An 18,278-nucleotide genomic window follows, 5' to 3' on the forward strand; every position below is an offset into this window, starting at 1 on the left:
AGTAGTTTTAGGAGGAGAAGAGAATGAATAAAAAAGAAATAATCTTCACTGGATTAGGGGGACAAGGAATTGTAAAATCAGGAGTAATTTTAGCAGAAGCAGCAGTACTAGAGGGTAAGCATGTAGTTCAAACTCAAAATTATGGACCAGAATCTAGAGGTGGCTGCTGTAGAGCTGATGTGATTATCTCTGATGAAGATATATGTTATCCAAGAGTAGAAAAAGCAGATATAATATTGGCTTTAAGTCAAAGTGGTTTGGATAAATTTAAAAATTTTTGTGATGAAGATACCATGATTATAACTGATAATAGTATAGATATTTCTGAAGAAAAAAATGTGCGAAAATTTGATATTTTTAATTGTATAGAAGAAGTTCTAGAGAATACTCAAGCAATAAATATATTATGCCTTGGAATATTAGCTGCACTAACTAATGATATAGATTATGAAAATCTAGAAAAGGCCATATGTGATAATGTTCCAAAGTCTAGTATTGAAAAGAATCTATTAGCTTTTAATACGGGGGTAAAGATGGTTGCTGCAAGTTGATTTTAAAAAATATAAGGAGAGAAGTGTTTAATGGGAAATAGTTCATATGTTAAAGAAATATTAGATAAAGTTAGAGTAGAAGAAGAGGGGAAGCTTCAGATGGAGAATAAAAAATATATAGAAAACCTAATAAGTAATGCAAGAGTTGCTCAAAAAGAGTATGAAAATTTTACTCAAGAGCGAGTGGATATAATAGTTAGAGAAATTGGAAAAGTAATATATGATAGAGCTGAAGAGTTAGCAAAAATGGCTGTAGAAGAGACAGGAATGGGAGTATATGATCACAAGGTTACAAAGAATAAAGGGAAGTCTAAGGTTATTTGGAATAATCTAAAAGATAAAAAATCTATAGGAATTATAGGGGAGGAGAGAGAGAAAGCACTTATTAAAATAGCAAAACCTATGGGTATAGTAGGAGCTGTTACACCTTGTACAAATCCTATAGTTACTCCTATGTGTAATGCTATGTTTGCTTTAAAAGGCGGAAATGCCATAATTTTAGCGCCTCATCCTAGAGCAAAGAAATGTACTAAATATGTGGTGGAACTTTTTAATGAAGCTATAGAGAAGTTAGGTGCTCCAAAGAATTTGATACAAACTATAGAAGAGCCATCTATAGATTTAACTTCAGAACTTATGAAACAAGTAGATGTAGTAATAGCTACAGGTGGCATGGGCATGGTTAAATCAGCCTATAGTAGTGGAAAACCAGCTTATGGAGTTGGAGCAGGAAATGTTCAGTGCATTATAGATAGAGAAGTTGATATAAAAGAAGTAGTTCCTAAAATAATAGCAGGCAGAACTTTTGATAATGGAATAATATGTTCTGGAGAACAGAGCATAATAGCTCCTAAAGAAAATTATAAAGAAATAATGGATGAATTTATAAGAAATGGAGCTTATTATACTGAAGATAATGAAATAATAGAAAAGTTTGAGAAGGTATTATTTAACCAGGGAACTATAAATGGAAAAATTGTTGGACAAAGTGTTGAATTTATTGCAAATTTAGCTGAAGTGGAGGTTCCAAAGGATACTAAGGTAATAATTTTAAAAGCAAGAGGAAAAGGTACAGAAGATACACTATGTAAAGAGAAAATGTGTCCTGTAATGGTTAGTTTTGAATATGATAGTTTTAAAGAATCAGTAGAAATAGCTCAAGCTAATCTAAATGTAGAAGGAAAGGGACATTCTTGTGCTATACACTCAAATAATAAAGAACATATAGAATATGCAGGAGGAAAACTAACTGTAAGTAGACTTGTAGTTAATGAGCCTTCATCAACTACTGCAGGAGGAAGTCTATATAATGGCTTTGCACCAACTACAACTTTAGGATGCGGATCTTGGGGAAATAACAGTATATCAGAAAACTTAGATTATAAACATTTAATAAATATATCAAGAATAGGTTTCTATAATGCAGATGCTAAGATACCTACAGATGAAGAAATATGGGCACAATAATATATTAAGAAGGTGATTTTATGATGTTATTAGAAATTAAGCCAAAGATTATTAAATTTGATAGTTGTAAAAATTTTATTGAAGATTTTTCTATTGGAGATAAGGATTTAATATTTACAAACAAGTTTTTATACAGTACTTTCCTTGAAGGGTTAGCTTTAAAATGTCCTTATATTTTTCAAGAGGATTATAATTTAAAAGAGCCTTCTGATGATATAATAGATGAAATAATGGCAGAAATTGCTCCTAAAGAATTTAAAAGGGTTATAGCTATAGGGGGAGGCTCCATTATAGATATATCAAAATTATTAGCACTTAAAGAAGTTGAAAAAGTTAGTGAACTATTTGAAAAGAAGATACCAGCAATTAAAAACAAGGAGCTTATAATTATACCTACCACTTGTGGTACAGGTAGTGAGGTTACCAATATATCCATTGCTGAAATAAAAGCTAAGAAAACTAAAATGGGATTAGCAGTGCCAGAACTATATGCGGATTATGCAGTTCTTATACCGGAACTAGTTAAGGGACTACCTTATGAATTCTTTGTCTATAGCTCCATAGATGCCCTTATCCATGCTATGGAATCTTTAGTTTCACCAAAGGCTAATCCATATACTAAGATGTATAGCACAGAAGCAATAAAAATGATAATAAATGGCTATAAAGAAATAATAGAAAAAGGAAAAGAATATAGGACAGAGATTATAGAAGAGTTTTTAATAGCTAGCAATTATGCAGGAATTTCCTTTGGTAATGCAGGTGTAGGAGCTGTCCATGCACTTTCATATCCTCTTGGAGCAAAGTATCATGTGCCTCATGGGGAAGCAAACTATGAGTTCTTTATTGAAGTGTTTAAATATTATAATAAAAGAAATCCAGAGGGAAAAATAAAAGATGTAAATACTCTGCTTGCAGATTTATTAAAAGTTAAAGAGGGAGAAGATGTATACAATTCATTAGAAATGCTTTTAAATAATTTGATTAGTAGGAAGAATTTAAGAGATTACGGTATGGAAGAAAAGGAAATAAAAGAGTTTACTGAAAATGTAATAAATAGTCAGCAAAGACTTTTAGCAAATAACTATGTAGAACTTAGTAAGGAAGAAATTTATGAGCTATATAGAGCATTATATTAATTAAAGTTCCTTCTCATTAAATAATATATAAAACTATGTTTTAAAAGGGAGCTTATCATTTCAATTTATAAATGTAAAAAACTTGATAAAGCTTAATATTAAGGTATGAAATAAAGAAAATATTTCTTTATTTCATACCTTTTTAAAATATATTATTTGTAAGATATTTTGCAATCAGCTATTAAAAGCTTAAAAAATTTATAATTTGTATTTTGATATATGTATGGAAAAAAATGTAACTAAGATTATATATTTTCATATTATATAAGATAAGCAAGTTTATAAAGAGGAATAGTGGTTATGATGCATTCTAATTTTTATGATACTGAACCATATTATAATCAAAATAGGGATAGTCAAGGGAACATAAGGGTAGTTGGTATTGGAAGTATACAAGCAGAACCAGATATCGCTATTGTCAACTTAGGAGTTATAACAGAAGATAAAAACTTAGAAATAGCTCAGAGAGAAAATATAATGATAAGTAATAGGATCATAAACCAACTCGAAGAAATGGGAATTCCAAGGAGAGACATAAAAACCTCAATTTATAATATTGAGCCCCAATATGATTATATTGAAGGTAAGCAGGTGTTTAGAAATTATAAGGTAACTAATATTTTTAATGTGACTATAAGGGATATAAGAAGAGTAGGAGAAATAATTGATGCTTCAGTTAGCATTGGAGCAAACAATGTGGGAAACATAAGTTTTACAATTTCTGATCCTAGATATTATTATAATAAAGCTTTACAATTAGCTGTTATAGATGCAGTAGAAAAAGCTATAATCATTGGAGATACACTAAAGGTGTCAGTAAATACAATTCCTAATAGCATAAAAGAACAAGCTCCTATACAAGAGTTTGAAAGTAGAGCTATGATGAAAACTTATACAGCTAGTACTCCAGTAATGCCTGGTGAAATTGAGATAACTGCGCGAGTAGAAGGAAGTTTTCAGTATTGATAGCTTCTCTACTAAAAATATATATCTGTAAAATTAAATTTTATTTAACGGTTAATATGACTATTTGCATAGCAAATAGTCATATTAACCTATGTTGTTCTTTAGTATTTTTATAGTTTTTAGTACTATATAAATATTACAAATATATATTGTAACAAATAGTAATTATTTTACAATTTTAAAGAGTTTATTATAATCTTAGAATCATTGTTTAAGATTAAGATATTCTTTATATGTGTTTAAAATAATTTTATAAGTTTATTTTATATTATAGAGAAAACTCTATTAAATATAATATGTTACTTATTAGATAAATTTTAAGATTAATTCTTTAAGAAGAAGTTGCTAATGCTGAAAGGTTTGAAGTAATAATTGAAATCTTCTCTGTAATGCTACCTCCACCAGATAATATACTGTTATTAAATTTAACTATATCTACAGTATAAACGAAGCAAGCAGAGCAAGTAGTACATTCGCAATAAGTGAAATTAAAGGAATTAGTAATATCTGTTGCTGCTGATAGAAATCCAATAGAGTAAGTCCAGCTTCCTAAGGAAACTTTTGTTCCGTCATCGCAAAATTTACTTAACTCAAAGATTAATGTGAATGGAGTAATTTCTGTACCACCAGATATAAATGCTTGATAATTAATAGTACTGTTAAAATCAATTTTTACAACTGGCTTACATAAACAAGTTGTGTCAATAGTAATACTAGCTATGGTTATAGGAGTAGAAGTATTAGGAAAAATAGATAACCCATTTCCACTACTGCAAGATAAAAGCATTGGGCTATATAGTAGATGCATTAAATCTATATCTTTATCAGCAGCACATTTGCAGGGATTAGGTTTACAATACTCACATTTAAGAGATTTAGATTTTGAATTCATAAATATTCCTCCCTATTTTATAAATTTTACATTTGTAAAAAATACAAATGCCTACTGCATTATATGCACAATCCAGAAGTTTTTTACCAAATCAAAGGAAATACAATAAGAAGAATTAGAAGTCTCTTTTGAAGGAGTGTTCTATAAGTTTAAGGTACTGAATTAAAAACAAATTAGGAGTCTCATTAATAGAGACTCCTATAAATTGAAAATATGACATTTTTTCTATAAGTCAAGCATAAGAATTAATTAACAAGAAGAAGCTGCTGTTGCTGTAAGGCTTGAAGTAACAATTGAAGCAGTTTCACTTGTAACAGTAACGCCAAGTAATGCACTTCTAGTAGCTTGAACTATATCTACAGTATAAACGCAACATGCTGGACATGCATGACACTCGCAATGGGTGAAAGCAAAGGTTTCAGTAATGTTTACGGCAACTGCTAATATTGCTATTGTAAAAGTCCAGCTTCCTAGGGCTATTTTACTTCCATTATCACAGGTTTTACTCAATTGAAAAGTTACTGTAAATGGAGTAGTTATTATAGGAGCTGCTAAAACAAGAAGTGCTTGATAGTTAATTATACTAGTAAAGTCAATTTTTACAGCTGGGCTGCATAGACAAGTAGTATCAATTGTAACACTAGCCACTGGTACAGGGTTAAATTGAGTACCAGGAGTAACTGCTGGAATAGTTAATCCAGTTCCAGTACCACAAGATAACATTGTTGGTCCAGGTATTGGATGCCCAGGAGTACAAGCACAAGTATTGCAGCAATTTTGATTATTACCACAAGTAAATTTTGAATTCATAAATATGCCTCCTTAATATTTTAATAAATTTTACCTTTGTAAATTGTTTTAAAATGTGTAGTATATTATATGGATTATTAGATAACTGTGTTACCTTGATATATGAATTAAGAAGTTTAAAATTTTTTATTATAGAAGATTTTTCTTGAGGTAAAGTATAGTTTTCATTAGCGACAATTTAATTAAGTATGATAATAGAGAGTTAATACAATTAAAATATTAGTAGCTGTATTAACTTTAAAATATATTATAAAAAACAAATTAGGAGCCTTATTAACAGAAGGCTCCCATAAATTTAAAATATAACATTTTATCTATAAGTTAAGCATAAGAACTAATTAGCAAGAAGAAGCTGCTATTGCTGTAAGACTTGAAGTAACAATTGAAGCAGATTCACTTGTAACAGTAACGCCAAGTAGTGCACTTCTAGTAGCGTTAACTATATCTACAGTATAAACGCAGCAGCCTGGGCATGCATGACATTCACAATGAGTAAAAGCAAAGGTTTCAGTAATATTTACTGCAACTGTTAATAGTGATATTGTGAAAGTCCAGCTTCCTAGTGGTATTTTACTACCATTATCACAGGTCTTACTCAATTGGAAAGTTACTGTGAATGGAGTAGTTATTACAGGAGCTGCTAAAACAAGAAGTGCTTGATAGTTAATTATACTAGAAAAATCAATTTTTACAGCTGGGCTGCATAGACAAGTAGTATCAATTGTAACACTAGCTACTGGTACAGGATTAAATTGACTACCAGGAGTAACTGCTGGAATAGCTAAGCCAGTTCCAGTACCGCAAGATAATACTGATGGACTAGGTAGAGGATGACCTGGAACACAGTGGCAAGTATTGCAGCAATCTATATCACAGTTCCATTTATGCTCATGGCAGCAGCATTTGTCATGGTCACATTTATCATGACATCTGTCGTCGCATTTAAAAGATTTAGACTTTGAATTCATAAATATGCCTCCTTAATATTTTAATAAATTTTAAATTTTTAGCCTCTAGGGAACAGTTTATTTAATGGAGTATTTAAAATAATACACAATTCAAAATTAAAAATTGTAATTGAAATTAGTTTTAATCAAACTAATTTCTTTAGATAATTTTTTACTAGCAATATAATTAATAGTTCTTTATAGGAAGTAACTGTGCCGCTTAAAAGATAAATCAATTCTAAATTTCTCAGCTTTATCTAATAAATATTTTTAATTATGAATTGAATAAGGGAGGTAAGCAATACAGTTATACCGGTAAATATATTAAATATCTTTGTGCCATTATATTGCACTTCAAAGAACTAGGTAACAAGTAACTATATGCTAATTTTTATAGTAATTTTAATTCTAAAAGTTTGTAATTTTTACATAACCTATAAGGATAAATGTAAATCTGTAATTATAAATTGTATAGCTCTAATTATAATATTTTAAATACCGCTTATTTTAATATTTATATTAATTTTGTATTATAAATGGAGATGAGGAGCCTCATTGGTAGAGGACTCCCATAAATTTAAAATATATCATTTTATTTACACTTAAGTTTAAAATTATTAGCAAGAAGAAGCTGCTATTGCTGTAAGGCTAGAAGTAACGATTGAAGCAGATTCACTTGTAACAGTAATAGTACCAGCTAGTGTACTTCTAAGAGCTTGAACTATATCTACAGTGTAAACGCAGCAGCCTGGGCAAGTATTGCATTCACAGAAAGTGAAAGCAAAGGTTTCTGTAATATTTACTGCAACTGCTAATAGTGCTATTGTAAAGGTCCAGCTTCCTAGTGGTATTTTAGATCCATCATTACAAGTCTTACTCAATTGGAAAGTTACTGTAAATGGAGTAGTTAGTAATGGACCTGCTCCTAAAGTAAGAAGCGCTTGATAATTAATTATACTAGTAAAATCAATTTTTACAGATGGTCTGCATAAGCAAGTAGTATCAATTGTAAGACTAGCTACTGGTATAGGATTAAATGGAGCAGTACCAGTAACTGCTGGAATAGCTAAGCCAGTTCCTGTACCGCAAGATAATATTGATGGACCTGGTAGAGGATGACCTGGAACACAATGACAAGTGTTGCAGCACTCCATATTACAGTTCCATTTATGCTCATGGCAGCAGCATTTGTCTTCACATCTGTCATGGTGGCATCTGCCTTCACATTTGTCATGGTGACATCTTTCTTCACATCTGTCACAGTGGCATCTTTCTTCACATCTGTCATGACATCTGTCTTCACATCTGTCTTCGCATTTAAAAGATTTAGATTTTGAATTCATAAATAAGCCTCCCTTATACTTTTACATAATTTTTATTTTTTATAAGTTATTTGAAAATATTTTATCTAAAACTCTTCATTATATTATATGAGACATTGGACAAGTGTGTTACTTTACTATAGAAAACTTATTTTTAATTAATCGCAACAATCATCATAGTCGTCAGAGAACAATGGTCTTAATTTTTGATCCGGATAGAATTTTGGTGGTGGTAATTTACAGAATATTTCACATGGATTTTCCTCTTGTTCTTCTTTACATTGTTTAGGTACTGGACAGTAACCATAAGCAGGAATTAGTAATTGAACAATAAGTTCACATTTTACTATTAAATGGAAGCCTAAAGTTATATCCAATACATCACAGCAATCACAATCTCTAGTAAATACTCCATCAAGACAGTCTGCTACTAATTCAAGTTTTATAATTTCAGGATCGAAATCTTCATCTTCATCAGGGCATATACTGCTAGAAGTGGTTTTAGCTATTGAGTCAGGACAATAAAGTTTAGAAATAACTTCAGTTCTATTTATTTCAAATAATTCACATTGAGTAGTACCACATGTATCTAAAAAATCTGCGAAAAATGAAATCATAAAAGAAATAATAACTTTTTTATATCCTGGCTTACCGTTAATAGGAATTTTGTCTACAGATAAAAGTTTAATACTAAAATCTCTACATCCTAAAAATCTTTTTGGATTTCTTAGTGGATTACTTCTTAGTTCTTCGTCAGTACAACTTGTATCAGGACCTTCTTTAAATTCAAGACATTTTTTAATTAAACATTGGTCAAATACTTTAGGTACTTCGATACATACCAATTCAACTGGGTCAGGAAGGTATCCTTGTTTATTTACTAGCCCAGGACGTGGTGAGAAATTATCACTAGTAATTGCCATATATTTTCCTCCTTTTTACATAGGATATTCTTACTTACATTACATTGTATGTAAATTAAATAATTGTGTGATAGTTTAAATGTGGTCATATATATATAAATAAAAAAATATAATTTTATAAAGAGGTGAAATATATGGAAAATACTAATACTTGGATTTTTTATGATAAAGAAAATAATTTATGGAAGTTTATTTTAAAAGAAAATGGGGACTTAGCTTACAATATTATGTATTCAGAAGATAGATGGACTAATGAAAGTAAAATTGCTACAGGAGTATTAGAGTTTAATATTGCTATAGATAAAGATCAAAATATTCACATTATATATAGTAAAAAAGGAAAATTAAAATATTGTATTTGGAATAAAGATCAGTGGTTAGGAAAAGTACTTTATGACTTTGAAACTAGTGAGAATGAAATAAGAGAACTTACTTTAATTATGGTAGAAAATCATATAAATGCATTTTTCATACTTAAAAATATAAATAACCCCTCGCTAGGAAGTCTTATGCACTATATATGGAGAGAAGATAATGCCATAATTAATAGTATTCACAACATTATGCTTATACCAAATGCAGATAATCACTATCATGCAGAGATAGTAAAAGGAAATAATATTTCTATATTTTTTATCAATAATAAGGAACCAGAAATAGAAGTAAAAAATTTTGTGTATAAAAAGTCTAATTGGACTTTACCTAAGAAATTATATGATATAAAAGGTAGCAAAATAAATTTTTCCACTATGTTTTCAAAAAATAAGATTCATATTTTAAATCTATCTAAGGAAAAGGATATGTATTCATTAGAAACTGTATATATAGATTTTAACGAAGAAATGAAATATGATAAACTTTTTGAAGGAAAAACAGAAATTACGGATCCTATATTAATTGAAAAAAACAATATTTTATGGGCAATGTGGAGAGAGGAAAAGGATATAATTTGTTCTTCATTTGAAAATGAGTGGAATGCACCATTTAGACTAGATACTGAAGAAGAAAAAGAAATTTTATTGTACAACTGTATATTTGGATATGATGATGAAAAAATAAAGGGTACTAAAATTCTAGGCACAAATTCTTATCCTATAAAATTTTTTTTACCTGAAAGTCCTTTAAAGAATTTAGAGGAAGAAGAAAGTGAGAAGAATAATAGTTCAGTATTAAATATCAATGAGGAAAAAGATTTTACAAATGAAGATATATCAAATTTAAGCGAGCAAAATAAAGAATTAGAAAGTATAGTAGCTAACTTGAAATTACAGCTAAAACAAAAAGAAAATATTATTGGGCAACTGGAAGAGCAATTAAGTAATATAATTTATAAAAATAAAAGGGTTCAAGAGAAATGTAATATTTTTAAGCAAGTACATGAGGAGTCTCAAGATGGACTAAAAGAAAGAGTGAAGCAACTGGATGATTTACAAGAAAAATTAGAAGAAACAATTAAGGAAAATAAAAATTTAAATCTTGAGATAGAAAAATTACAGAAAGAAAAAGAAAAATTACAAGAATTTTTAAATAAAATTAATCTTCATAAGGAACATATAAATAATGAATTAGAAGTAATGAATAATAAAAGGAAGGAATTAGAACAAAATTTAGAACAGATAACTATAGAAAATGAAACTATGAGAAAAGACTATCAGAATGTAGTTAGCGAGAAAGAAGAGTTACAAGATACATTAGAAACAGTAGATAAGCAATTAAGCATGGTAACTGAAGAAAAGGAAAAGATTAATTTAATGTTGAGGCAAGTTAATAAAGAAAAAAATAAATTGCAAAGAGATTTAGAAGCTGAAATAAATAAATCTATTATAAGCAAAATTTGGGGCAGGAGGGATGAGAACTAGATGCTATGTCAACGGTAGAAAGGATAAAAGAAACAATTTATTATGTATCAAATTTAGGAAATAACACTATAACAGCTATTGATGGAGAAGTGAATACTATAATAAGAACTATTAATCTTCCGTATAAACCTTTTAGGATATCAGCGCATAAAAATGGTGATATTTATGTCGGTAGTGATAAAAATCCTGTTGCAGTTATATGTAATTTAAATGATGAAATAAAAATATTAGATATCCTGAGTAATGGCAATTTAGAAATAGATATAGTAAATGGACGAATATATATATCAAACACTTCAGAAATACTGGTATACGATATATTTACGGAAAGAAAAATAGCAAGAGTCTTAGGGTTTATCGCTATAGAGAGCTTGAAGTTGGATTCAAATGGAAAACATTTAGTAGTTCTAGATTCATTACGTAAAGATTTAAAGATTTATGATACATCTAATTTTAAATTGTTAACAAGAATTAAAAATGTAGGAGTAAAACCAAGTTATATTTTAATAAATGACGATAGTAAATTTATATACGTAGCAAATCGTGGTGGAAGAGCTAAGAACTCTGCTAGTATCTCTACAATAGATATTGAGAAAAAAGAAGTTTTTCAAATAGAACTACCAACAAATTCTTCTATAACAAGTTTAGCACTTAAAGATAATATTTTATATGCTGCTAATAAAGGACTTAATAGGGTAGAGATAATAAATATTACAACTAATATATTAGAAGGATTTATTGCAACTACATTGCCAGAACCACAAAGTATATTATTAACTCCAAATAAAGATAAGCTTCTTGTAACTGATAGAAATTGTGGTGGTCATGGAGCATTAGATATAATTGATACAGCGACTAATTCTATAGTTAATACTGTTCTTATAGAAGAAATTAATAGTCAACCTTATGATATTACAATGGTTTTAAATGAATCACTTATTGAAAATGAAAATGCCATTGATTCAACTAATATGGAAGAAAAAAAAGATGAAGTTGAATTGTCTCCTATAATAGTTAAAAAAGTATTTTCAAGTTATAAAGAAGATATATCTTTGCCAAAAGTTATAGTGAATATTCCTAAAACTTATAGAGAACCTTTTACTTTTCAAAAAATTATAATTCATAATGGATTTATAGTAAATAGAACAGAAATAAGAGAAAAAATTAAAGAGAGGCCAAATTTTTCAAAAGTGAAATTTACACTGAGAATTCCATATAATATTGAATTTAGAGATGGTAAACGTAAGAAAAAAAGAATAAAAAGATTTGTGGAAAAAAATGAAGAAGTCACATTATGTATACCGGACTCTATTGAAACAAGTGAATTAGAACTAGCTCTGAAAACTCGTTCTGAAATAAGAAAAGCTCCTATATTGGTTAAAGATGCATTTTGTTTTTCGCTAGATGTATTCATGGAAATAAAAGTTGTAGGAGAGGTTGAAGCATTAGTCAACTTAAGTGAATTATAAATTGTATAATTTAGTATGTAATGGTAAATAAATCAAAATCATAAAAAATTATTGACTTTAGATGGTGATAAAGTTTGAAAATAAAATTTAAAATGCAAATTTATTCTAAAATAAAGCGCTAGAGCAATTATATAGGATTATTTAATGAAAATTTAACTTATACATGATTTTAATCTCCATAATAAAATTTTTGCAATGAATTAAAAATTAAGAATGAATAATGAAGAATTATGGTTAAAACTCCACCGTCAAAGCCTTCGGAGTTTTTTTAATAAACTTCATTTTAGAAATTCACTAAAAGTGAATTTCATCCTAAATTTTTCATTTTTAATTATTAATCCTTAATTTCTAAGGATTTAAGCTATTTTTATAGAAAGATTATTTCCAGAGTATATATTAAGTTTTTGCATTATATCCTTATATCTAGTGCTTTATTTTAAAATACTTATTAAATAATATTATTTTTGTATTAGAATATGAGATTGAAATGTTATTAAAAGGTCTATTGCGATATTTTGATTTCTCTTATGGAGAACTTTAAGCTTCATATATCTAATTAAAAAAACATCTTAAATTTTTTATCATATTTATATATGTATTTCACTTTTGTTATTAAATTATTTTAAAAATATAACATTATAAAAAATTAATTAGAATTTATTGTTTATAGAATTAACGCGTTTAATTTCTGTAAAGCTACTTCGATGAATACTTGTATCAATTGTAAAAAAATAACATATATTAAATAGTAGTAATAACTATGGGGGAGATGAAATGTCTAAGTTTTTTTGCAGGAAAACCAGAAAGAGAATTGGGGCAATAGTAGTAGCTGTAGGACTTGGGATACTACTAGCAATGCTAATTCCATTTTGGGGATGGATTGTTGCAATGGGATGTATAATTATAGGTTTAGGCTGGAAAATTATGGAGGATCGTAATTAATTTATAGGGGGGAAATAATGAAAATATTTGCAATAAAGCTTCCGAAATTTTTATCTAAAATAGTTAGTATATTTGTTAGAAAAAAATAAACATAAAAAAATGCAACTCTTTATTGGAGTTGCATTTTTTAAGCTTATATAGCACGTTGAACCTTACCTGAACGTAAGCATCTAGTACATACATGAATAGTTTTAGGAGATCCCTTAACTATAGCTTTAACTCTTTTTAAATTTGGAGCCCATTTTCTTTTAGATTGGCGGTGTGAGTGGCTGAACTGAGAACCTGATACAACACCTTTATCACATATATCGCATCTTCTTGACATTATAAACACCTCCTTAAAATAACCAACACTGTTTAAATCAAACATACAATATTTTAACATAGTCGCTATGAACTATGCAAGCAAAATGTAAAATAATTAACGTAAATTCTATTAATTACAAATTAAAATTGTTGAATTAATTCACTTTATAATATAGAATAATCTATATAGTGTTATTAAGGAGGAGTTATTATGAAAGCTAGCATAACAAATCAAATAGGTAACGTATATTACTCAGAAGAAGTTTTGGCAAACATTGCAGGTGTGTCAACAATGGAATGCTATGGTGTTGTTGGTATGGCTTCTAAAAATGCTACAGATGGATTATGGGAGCTTTTAAAGGGTGAAAACCTAAGCAAAGGTGTCAAAATAAATACGAAGAATGAATCCTTAACAGTAGAATTATATATAATAGTAGAGTATGGAACTAAAATTTCAGTAATAGCTAATAATATAATTCAGAAGGTTAGATACAACATGGAAAACTTTACAGGACTTAAGGTTTCACAAGTTACAGTAAATGTTCAAGGTGTGAGGGTCTAGGAGGTATCGCATTGAAATACTTAAAAATAAATGGGCATGATTTTTGCAATATGATTAGAAATGCTTCTAATAAGTTAGAGGAGCAAAAGGAATATGTAAACTCGCTCAATGTATTCCCTGTACCAGATGGAGATACAGGAACAAATATGTCTATGACATTTAAAACAGCAGTGGGTGAAGTTGAAAATTTAGATAAAGAAACAGTAGGGGAGATATCTCGAAAGTTAGCAAGAGGAGCACTTATGGGTGCTAGAGGTAATTCAGGGGTTATTCTTTCTCAAATATTTAGAGGCATAGCAAAAGGACTTGAAGACAAAAGTGAGGCATCAGTAGAAGACATTAAAGAGAGTATGGTGCAAGGTGCTAATTTTGCTTATAAGGCGGTTATGAGACCGACGGAAGGAACAATACTTACAATAATAAGAGCTGCAGCTGAAGGAATAAAAACAAGTAAGGCTAAAGATGTAACTAGTTTATTTGAAGAAATTTGCAAGAATTGCGAAGAAATGTTAAACAAAACACCTGAAATGTTACCACAGTTAAAGCAAGCCAAAGTTGTGGATGCTGGCGGGATGGGATTATTAATCCTTTTCAAGGGTATGCATGAAGCTTTAAAAGATGATCTTAAGGTTGACCTTAACACTAAAATTTTAGAAAATAAAGTAGTAGAAATTGCAAGTCCAGAAGTTCATATTGATTCTGCAGATATTAAATTTGGATATTGTACAGAATTTATAATATTATCTGAGAGAGTTAATATTCCAGAGTTTAAAGAAGAACTTGAAAAACAAGGGGACTCAATAGTATTAGTAGGACTTGAAGATTTTGTTAAGGTGCATATTCATACTAATGATCCTGGAAGGATACTTTCAAAAGCTGTTCAGTTTGGAGAGTTATCAAAAATTAAAATTGATAATATGAGAGAACAGCATAGAAGTTTAATGGATTATGAAGAAGGTGACGCTGCTGAGACAGTTACTCCTGTAGAGCCACCACAAAAATATGGGTTTGTAACCGTTGCTAGAGGAGAAGGTATTAAAAATATTTTTGAAGATTTAGGCGTCAATGTAGTAATAGAGGGCGGTCAAACTATGAATCCTAGCACACAGGACATAGTTGAAAGTATAAATAAAGTAAATGCGGAAAATGTTTTTGTACTTCCAAATAACAAAAATATAATAATGGCAGCAAATCAAGCTATAGAATTAGTAGATAAAAATGTAATAGTTATACCAACAACTACGATACCACAGGGGATTACTGCTATAACAATGTTTAATAGCGAAGCCTCACCAGAAGAAAATAGCGAAAATATGACAGAATGTAGTAAGAATGTTATATCAGGTTCAGTAACTTATGCAGTTAAGGATACTGAAGATAATGGAAGAGTTATAAAAGAAGGTAATATTCTTGGACTTCTAGAAGGTAAAATTAGTAAAATAGGAACTGATATATATGATATTTGTGAAGAGCTGATTTCTAGCATGATAAATGAGGATAGCGAACTTATTACTATATTCTATGGAGAAGATTGTAGTGTTGAAGAGGTAAATAAACTTGTAGAAAAGTTAGAAGAAAAATATCCAGATATGGATGTTCAGTGCTTTGATGGAAAGCAACCATTATATTATTTTATTACATCTGTAGAGTAAAAAGCCTTAGGGCTTTTTTTCTATATATGATATATTTATAGTGGGCAGTAAGCTTNNTTTAGAATTTATTCCGTAGCGGTAAGCGGCGTTCGTCATAAGCACTAGCAATTTTATATTGCTAGTCAAAAATATGTTTTAGGAAATTATTTTTTTAAAAAATAATTTCTTCCTTAATTGTGCATTGTGCATTGTGAATTGTGCATTAATCTAAAAGTTGTGAATTAATATATCAAACTGTAACGTATATTCAGACATACATTAAATTTTAGAGTAGTTTATCTATATATATGGAGTGAATGGTGTGAATTTATATAATGATATTAGTTATGTTAAGGGTGTAGGACCTAAAATGGCCGAAAAACTTAATAAATGTGGAATTTATACTGTTTTAGATTTACTTTTATATTTTCCCAGGGATTATGAATTAATAACTGTAGGAAGCGATATTAGTGAATTTAATGAAAAAGATAAAGTAATATTGGAGTGCAGGGTAGTAAGTATATTAAGAGATATAAGAACTAAGAATAATAAAATTCTTTCTACTATAATATTTAAAGCTAATAATAAAACTTTCAAAGGCCAATGGTTTAATCAGCCTTATGCTAAAAATAGTTTTAGAATTAATGAAAAGTACATATTAAGTGGTAAAATTGAAAAGTTTAATAATGAAGTTAAAATGAATAGTCCTAAGATACTTAGAAACGTGACTTTAGATGATAATAAAATATTAGCTAAATATTCTCTTAAGGATAATTTAAGTAATAATTTTTTAAATAAGGCTATTACCGAGATTTTATCTCATACAAAAATTATTGAAAATTTACCTGAAAAAATTATAGAAAGCTATAATTTTATTTCTTTAGATGAGGCAATAAGACATATTCATAGTCCTAAGGATAGTAATAGCTTAAAAGAAGCTAAAAGAAGATTAAAGTTTCAAGAGCTATTTACATATTCTATGAAGGTCTTATTACTTAAGGAGCTTAATAAAAACTGCAGCGGAGTACCATTTAAAATGTGTAATGAACTCACAACTCTTAAGGAAAAACTACCTTTTGAATTGACAGAAGCTCAAAGTAGGGTAGTAAGAGAAATCTTAATAGATCAAAAGAAAAATATTGTTATGAATAGATTAGTTCAAGGTGATGTAGGAAGTGGAAAAACTATAGTTGCATTGATATCATTATTCAATATTATCAAAAATGGATACCAAGCGGCAATGATGGCTCCAACAGAGATTTTAGCAAAGCAACATTATTATGAAGCTACAAGGCTTTTTGAAGGTTTTAATATAAAAATAGAACTTTTAACAGGAAGTACTACTGCTAAAAATAAGGAATTAATTAAGGAAGCACTATCTAATGGAGAAATAGACCTTTTAATAGGAACTCACGCTCTCATTGAAGATAATGTAGTATTTAAAAAACTAGGTATGATTGTTACTGATGAACAACATCGTTTTGGAGTAAATCAAAGAAATAAACTAGGAAGTAAGGGAGAAAATGCAGATATACTCGTAATGAGTGCTACTCCTATACCAAGAACATTAACCCTTTATCTCTATGGAGATTTAGATGTATCTACCATAGATGTTCTTCCACCAGGAAGAAAGAAAGTAGATACCTATTATATAGATAAAAAAGAAAGAGATAGAGTATATAACTTTGCGTTAAAAGAAATTGCAGAAGGACGCCAGGTTTATATAGTATGTCCACTAGTCGAAGAAAATGAAGATTTAAACCTAAGTTCTGTAGAAAGTTTATATTTAGAGATAAAAGAAAAATACTTTAAAGATATTGAAATTGAAATACTTCATGGTAAAATGCCTAATAAAGAGAAAAACTTAATAATGGAAAGTTTTAAAGAGGGAAATATTAAAGTTTTAATTTCTACTACAGTTATTGAAGTAGGTGTTAATGTACCTAATGCTACTCTAATGATAATTGAAAATGCCGAAAGATTTGGATTATCCCAACTTCATCAGTTAAGAGGGCGGGTAGGAAGAGGAAGTTACAAATCCTATTGTATATTAATAGCAGATATAAAAAGTGATACTACGAGAAGAAGAATGGAGACTATGAAAAATAGTAATGATGGATTCTTTATAGCTGAGGAAGACTTAAGGATTAGAGGAGGCGGAGAGGTATTTGGATTTAAGCAATCCGGTGAAAGTGGACTTTTACTTGCAGATTTAGTAGAAGATTTTCAGCTCTTTAAGATAGCTAATAAAGAAGCTAAAAACATAATATTTAGTAGTAAAGATGAAGATTTGAAAATTAAAGAAGAAATAAGAAAAATGCTTGAAAAAAGTTCTAAATATATTTGCTTTAACTAAATTAAGAAAATATAAGTTAAAAATAAAGATTTATAAAAAGTTATAGAATCTGTTTATAGAGTAATATAAACTAGATTTAATAAATTAGAATATAAAGATATATAAGATTTAAAATACTATTAAATCTTATATAAAG

16 protein-coding genes are annotated in these 18,278 nt (G+C 28.8%); 10 read left to right on the top strand and 6 right to left on the bottom strand.

Annotation, left to right across the window (positions count from 1 at the left end):
• Positions 1–23 precede the first annotated feature (23 nt).
• The 4 genes from B2W91_RS15525 (at position 24) to B2W91_RS15540 (ending at position 4,123) form a co-directional block, all read left to right on the top strand.
• Complete coding sequence (locus B2W91_RS15525; RefSeq protein ID WP_291582571.1) at positions 24–551, top strand: 2-oxoacid:acceptor oxidoreductase family protein; 528 nt, start codon at positions 24–26, stop codon at positions 549–551.
• A 30-nt stretch (positions 552–581) separates the two neighbouring features.
• Positions 582–2,018: an aldehyde dehydrogenase family protein gene (locus B2W91_RS15530; RefSeq protein WP_291582573.1), complete on the top strand. Its 1,437-nt coding sequence runs from the start codon at positions 582–584 to the stop codon at positions 2,016–2,018.
• A gap of 20 nt (positions 2,019–2,038) precedes the next feature.
• The gene (locus B2W91_RS15535; RefSeq protein WP_291582575.1) at positions 2,039–3,157 is read left to right on the top strand and encodes a 4-hydroxybutyrate dehydrogenase; all 1,119 of its coding nucleotides are present in this window, start codon (positions 2,039–2,041) and stop codon (positions 3,155–3,157) included.
• Positions 3,158–3,457: 300 nt separating this feature from the next.
• On the top strand, positions 3,458–4,123 hold the full coding sequence (locus B2W91_RS15540) for an SIMPL domain-containing protein (RefSeq protein WP_291582577.1): 666 nt from the start codon (positions 3,458–3,460) through the stop codon (positions 4,121–4,123).
• Between the two features lie 331 nt (positions 4,124–4,454).
• On the opposite strand, the gene B2W91_RS15545 is transcribed toward B2W91_RS15540, so the two are convergent.
• From B2W91_RS15545 to B2W91_RS15565, 5 genes are all read right to left on the bottom strand, one after another.
• On the bottom strand, positions 4,455–5,015 hold the full coding sequence (locus B2W91_RS15545; protein ID WP_291582578.1) for a DUF4489 domain-containing protein: 561 nt from the start codon (positions 5,013–5,015) through the stop codon (positions 4,455–4,457).
• A gap of 249 nt (positions 5,016–5,264) precedes the next feature.
• Complete coding sequence (locus B2W91_RS15550; RefSeq protein ID WP_291582581.1) at positions 5,265–5,825, bottom strand: DUF4489 domain-containing protein; 561 nt, start codon at positions 5,823–5,825, stop codon at positions 5,265–5,267.
• Positions 5,826–6,163: 338 nt separating this feature from the next.
• On the bottom strand, positions 6,164–6,793 hold the full coding sequence (locus B2W91_RS15555; protein WP_291582583.1) for a DUF4489 domain-containing protein: 630 nt from the start codon (positions 6,791–6,793) through the stop codon (positions 6,164–6,166).
• Positions 6,794–7,389: 596 nt separating this feature from the next.
• On the bottom strand, positions 7,390–8,115 hold the full coding sequence (locus B2W91_RS15560) for a DUF4489 domain-containing protein (protein WP_291582585.1): 726 nt from the start codon (positions 8,113–8,115) through the stop codon (positions 7,390–7,392).
• 137 nt (positions 8,116–8,252) lie between these two features.
• A complete protein-coding gene (locus B2W91_RS15565) occupies positions 8,253–9,017 on the bottom strand; it encodes a hypothetical protein (RefSeq protein ID WP_291582588.1) in 765 nt (254 codons plus the stop codon).
• Between the two features lie 134 nt (positions 9,018–9,151).
• Here B2W91_RS15565 and B2W91_RS15570 point away from each other — a divergent pair, with 134 nt between their 5' ends.
• From B2W91_RS15570 to B2W91_RS15580, 3 genes are all read left to right on the top strand, one after another.
• Entirely contained in the window at positions 9,152–10,876 is a 1,725-nt protein-coding gene (locus B2W91_RS15570; protein WP_291582590.1) for a hypothetical protein, read from the top strand.
• Between the two features lie 5 nt (positions 10,877–10,881).
• Positions 10,882–12,345, top strand: a complete 1,464-nt coding sequence (locus B2W91_RS15575; protein WP_291582592.1) for a YncE family protein — start codon at positions 10,882–10,884, stop codon at positions 12,343–12,345.
• A 774-nt stretch (positions 12,346–13,119) separates the two neighbouring features.
• Complete coding sequence (locus B2W91_RS15580; protein WP_291582594.1) at positions 13,120–13,287, top strand: hypothetical protein; 168 nt, start codon at positions 13,120–13,122, stop codon at positions 13,285–13,287.
• Positions 13,288–13,420: 133 nt separating this feature from the next.
• Here the strand turns inward: B2W91_RS15580 and rpmB are convergent, their stop codons facing one another.
• Positions 13,421–13,612: a 50S ribosomal protein L28 gene (gene rpmB / locus B2W91_RS15585; RefSeq protein WP_039631798.1), complete on the bottom strand. Its 192-nt coding sequence runs from the start codon at positions 13,610–13,612 to the stop codon at positions 13,421–13,423.
• Positions 13,613–13,804: 192 nt separating this feature from the next.
• On the opposite strand from rpmB, the gene B2W91_RS15590 reads away from it, so the two are divergent.
• The 3 genes from B2W91_RS15590 (at position 13,805) to recG (ending at position 18,142) form a co-directional block, all read left to right on the top strand.
• Positions 13,805–14,155: an Asp23/Gls24 family envelope stress response protein gene (locus B2W91_RS15590; RefSeq protein ID WP_039631800.1), complete on the top strand. Its 351-nt coding sequence runs from the start codon at positions 13,805–13,807 to the stop codon at positions 14,153–14,155.
• 11 nt (positions 14,156–14,166) lie between these two features.
• Entirely contained in the window at positions 14,167–15,807 is a 1,641-nt protein-coding gene (locus B2W91_RS15595; protein WP_291582597.1) for a DAK2 domain-containing protein, read from the top strand.
• 301 nt (positions 15,808–16,108) lie between these two features.
• The gene (gene recG, locus B2W91_RS15600; RefSeq protein WP_291582599.1) at positions 16,109–18,142 is read left to right on the top strand and encodes an ATP-dependent DNA helicase RecG; all 2,034 of its coding nucleotides are present in this window, start codon (positions 16,109–16,111) and stop codon (positions 18,140–18,142) included.
• Positions 18,143–18,278: the final 136 nt, after the last annotated feature.

This window comes from Clostridium sp. UBA6640 (genome assembly GCF_002455975.1).
In the GTDB taxonomy this organism is placed as follows: Bacteria; Bacillota; Clostridia; order Clostridiales; family Clostridiaceae; genus Clostridium_J.

Coding starts and splice junctions, on each gene's coding strand:
- B2W91_RS15525 (WP_291582571.1), top strand. CDS start 24: ATGAATAAAAAAGAAATAATCTTCACTGGATTAGGGGGACAAGGAATT.
- B2W91_RS15530 (WP_291582573.1), top strand. CDS start 582: ATGGGAAATAGTTCATATGTTAAAGAAATATTAGATAAAGTTAGAGTA.
- B2W91_RS15535 (WP_291582575.1), top strand. CDS start 2,039: ATGATGTTATTAGAAATTAAGCCAAAGATTATTAAATTTGATAGTTGT.
- B2W91_RS15540 (WP_291582577.1), top strand. CDS start 3,458: ATGATGCATTCTAATTTTTATGATACTGAACCATATTATAATCAAAAT.
- B2W91_RS15545 (WP_291582578.1), bottom strand. CDS start 5,015: ATGAATTCAAAATCTAAATCTCTTAAATGTGAGTATTGTAAACCTAAT.
- B2W91_RS15550 (WP_291582581.1), bottom strand. CDS start 5,825: ATGAATTCAAAATTTACTTGTGGTAATAATCAAAATTGCTGCAATACT.
- B2W91_RS15555 (WP_291582583.1), bottom strand. CDS start 6,793: ATGAATTCAAAGTCTAAATCTTTTAAATGCGACGACAGATGTCATGAT.
- B2W91_RS15560 (WP_291582585.1), bottom strand. CDS start 8,115: ATGAATTCAAAATCTAAATCTTTTAAATGCGAAGACAGATGTGAAGAC.
- B2W91_RS15565 (WP_291582588.1), bottom strand. CDS start 9,017: ATGGCAATTACTAGTGATAATTTCTCACCACGTCCTGGGCTAGTAAAT.
- B2W91_RS15570 (WP_291582590.1), top strand. CDS start 9,152: ATGGAAAATACTAATACTTGGATTTTTTATGATAAAGAAAATAATTTA.
- B2W91_RS15575 (WP_291582592.1), top strand. CDS start 10,882: ATGTCAACGGTAGAAAGGATAAAAGAAACAATTTATTATGTATCAAAT.
- B2W91_RS15580 (WP_291582594.1), top strand. CDS start 13,120: ATGTCTAAGTTTTTTTGCAGGAAAACCAGAAAGAGAATTGGGGCAATA.
- rpmB (WP_039631798.1), bottom strand. CDS start 13,612: ATGTCAAGAAGATGCGATATATGTGATAAAGGTGTTGTATCAGGTTCT.
- B2W91_RS15590 (WP_039631800.1), top strand. CDS start 13,805: ATGAAAGCTAGCATAACAAATCAAATAGGTAACGTATATTACTCAGAA.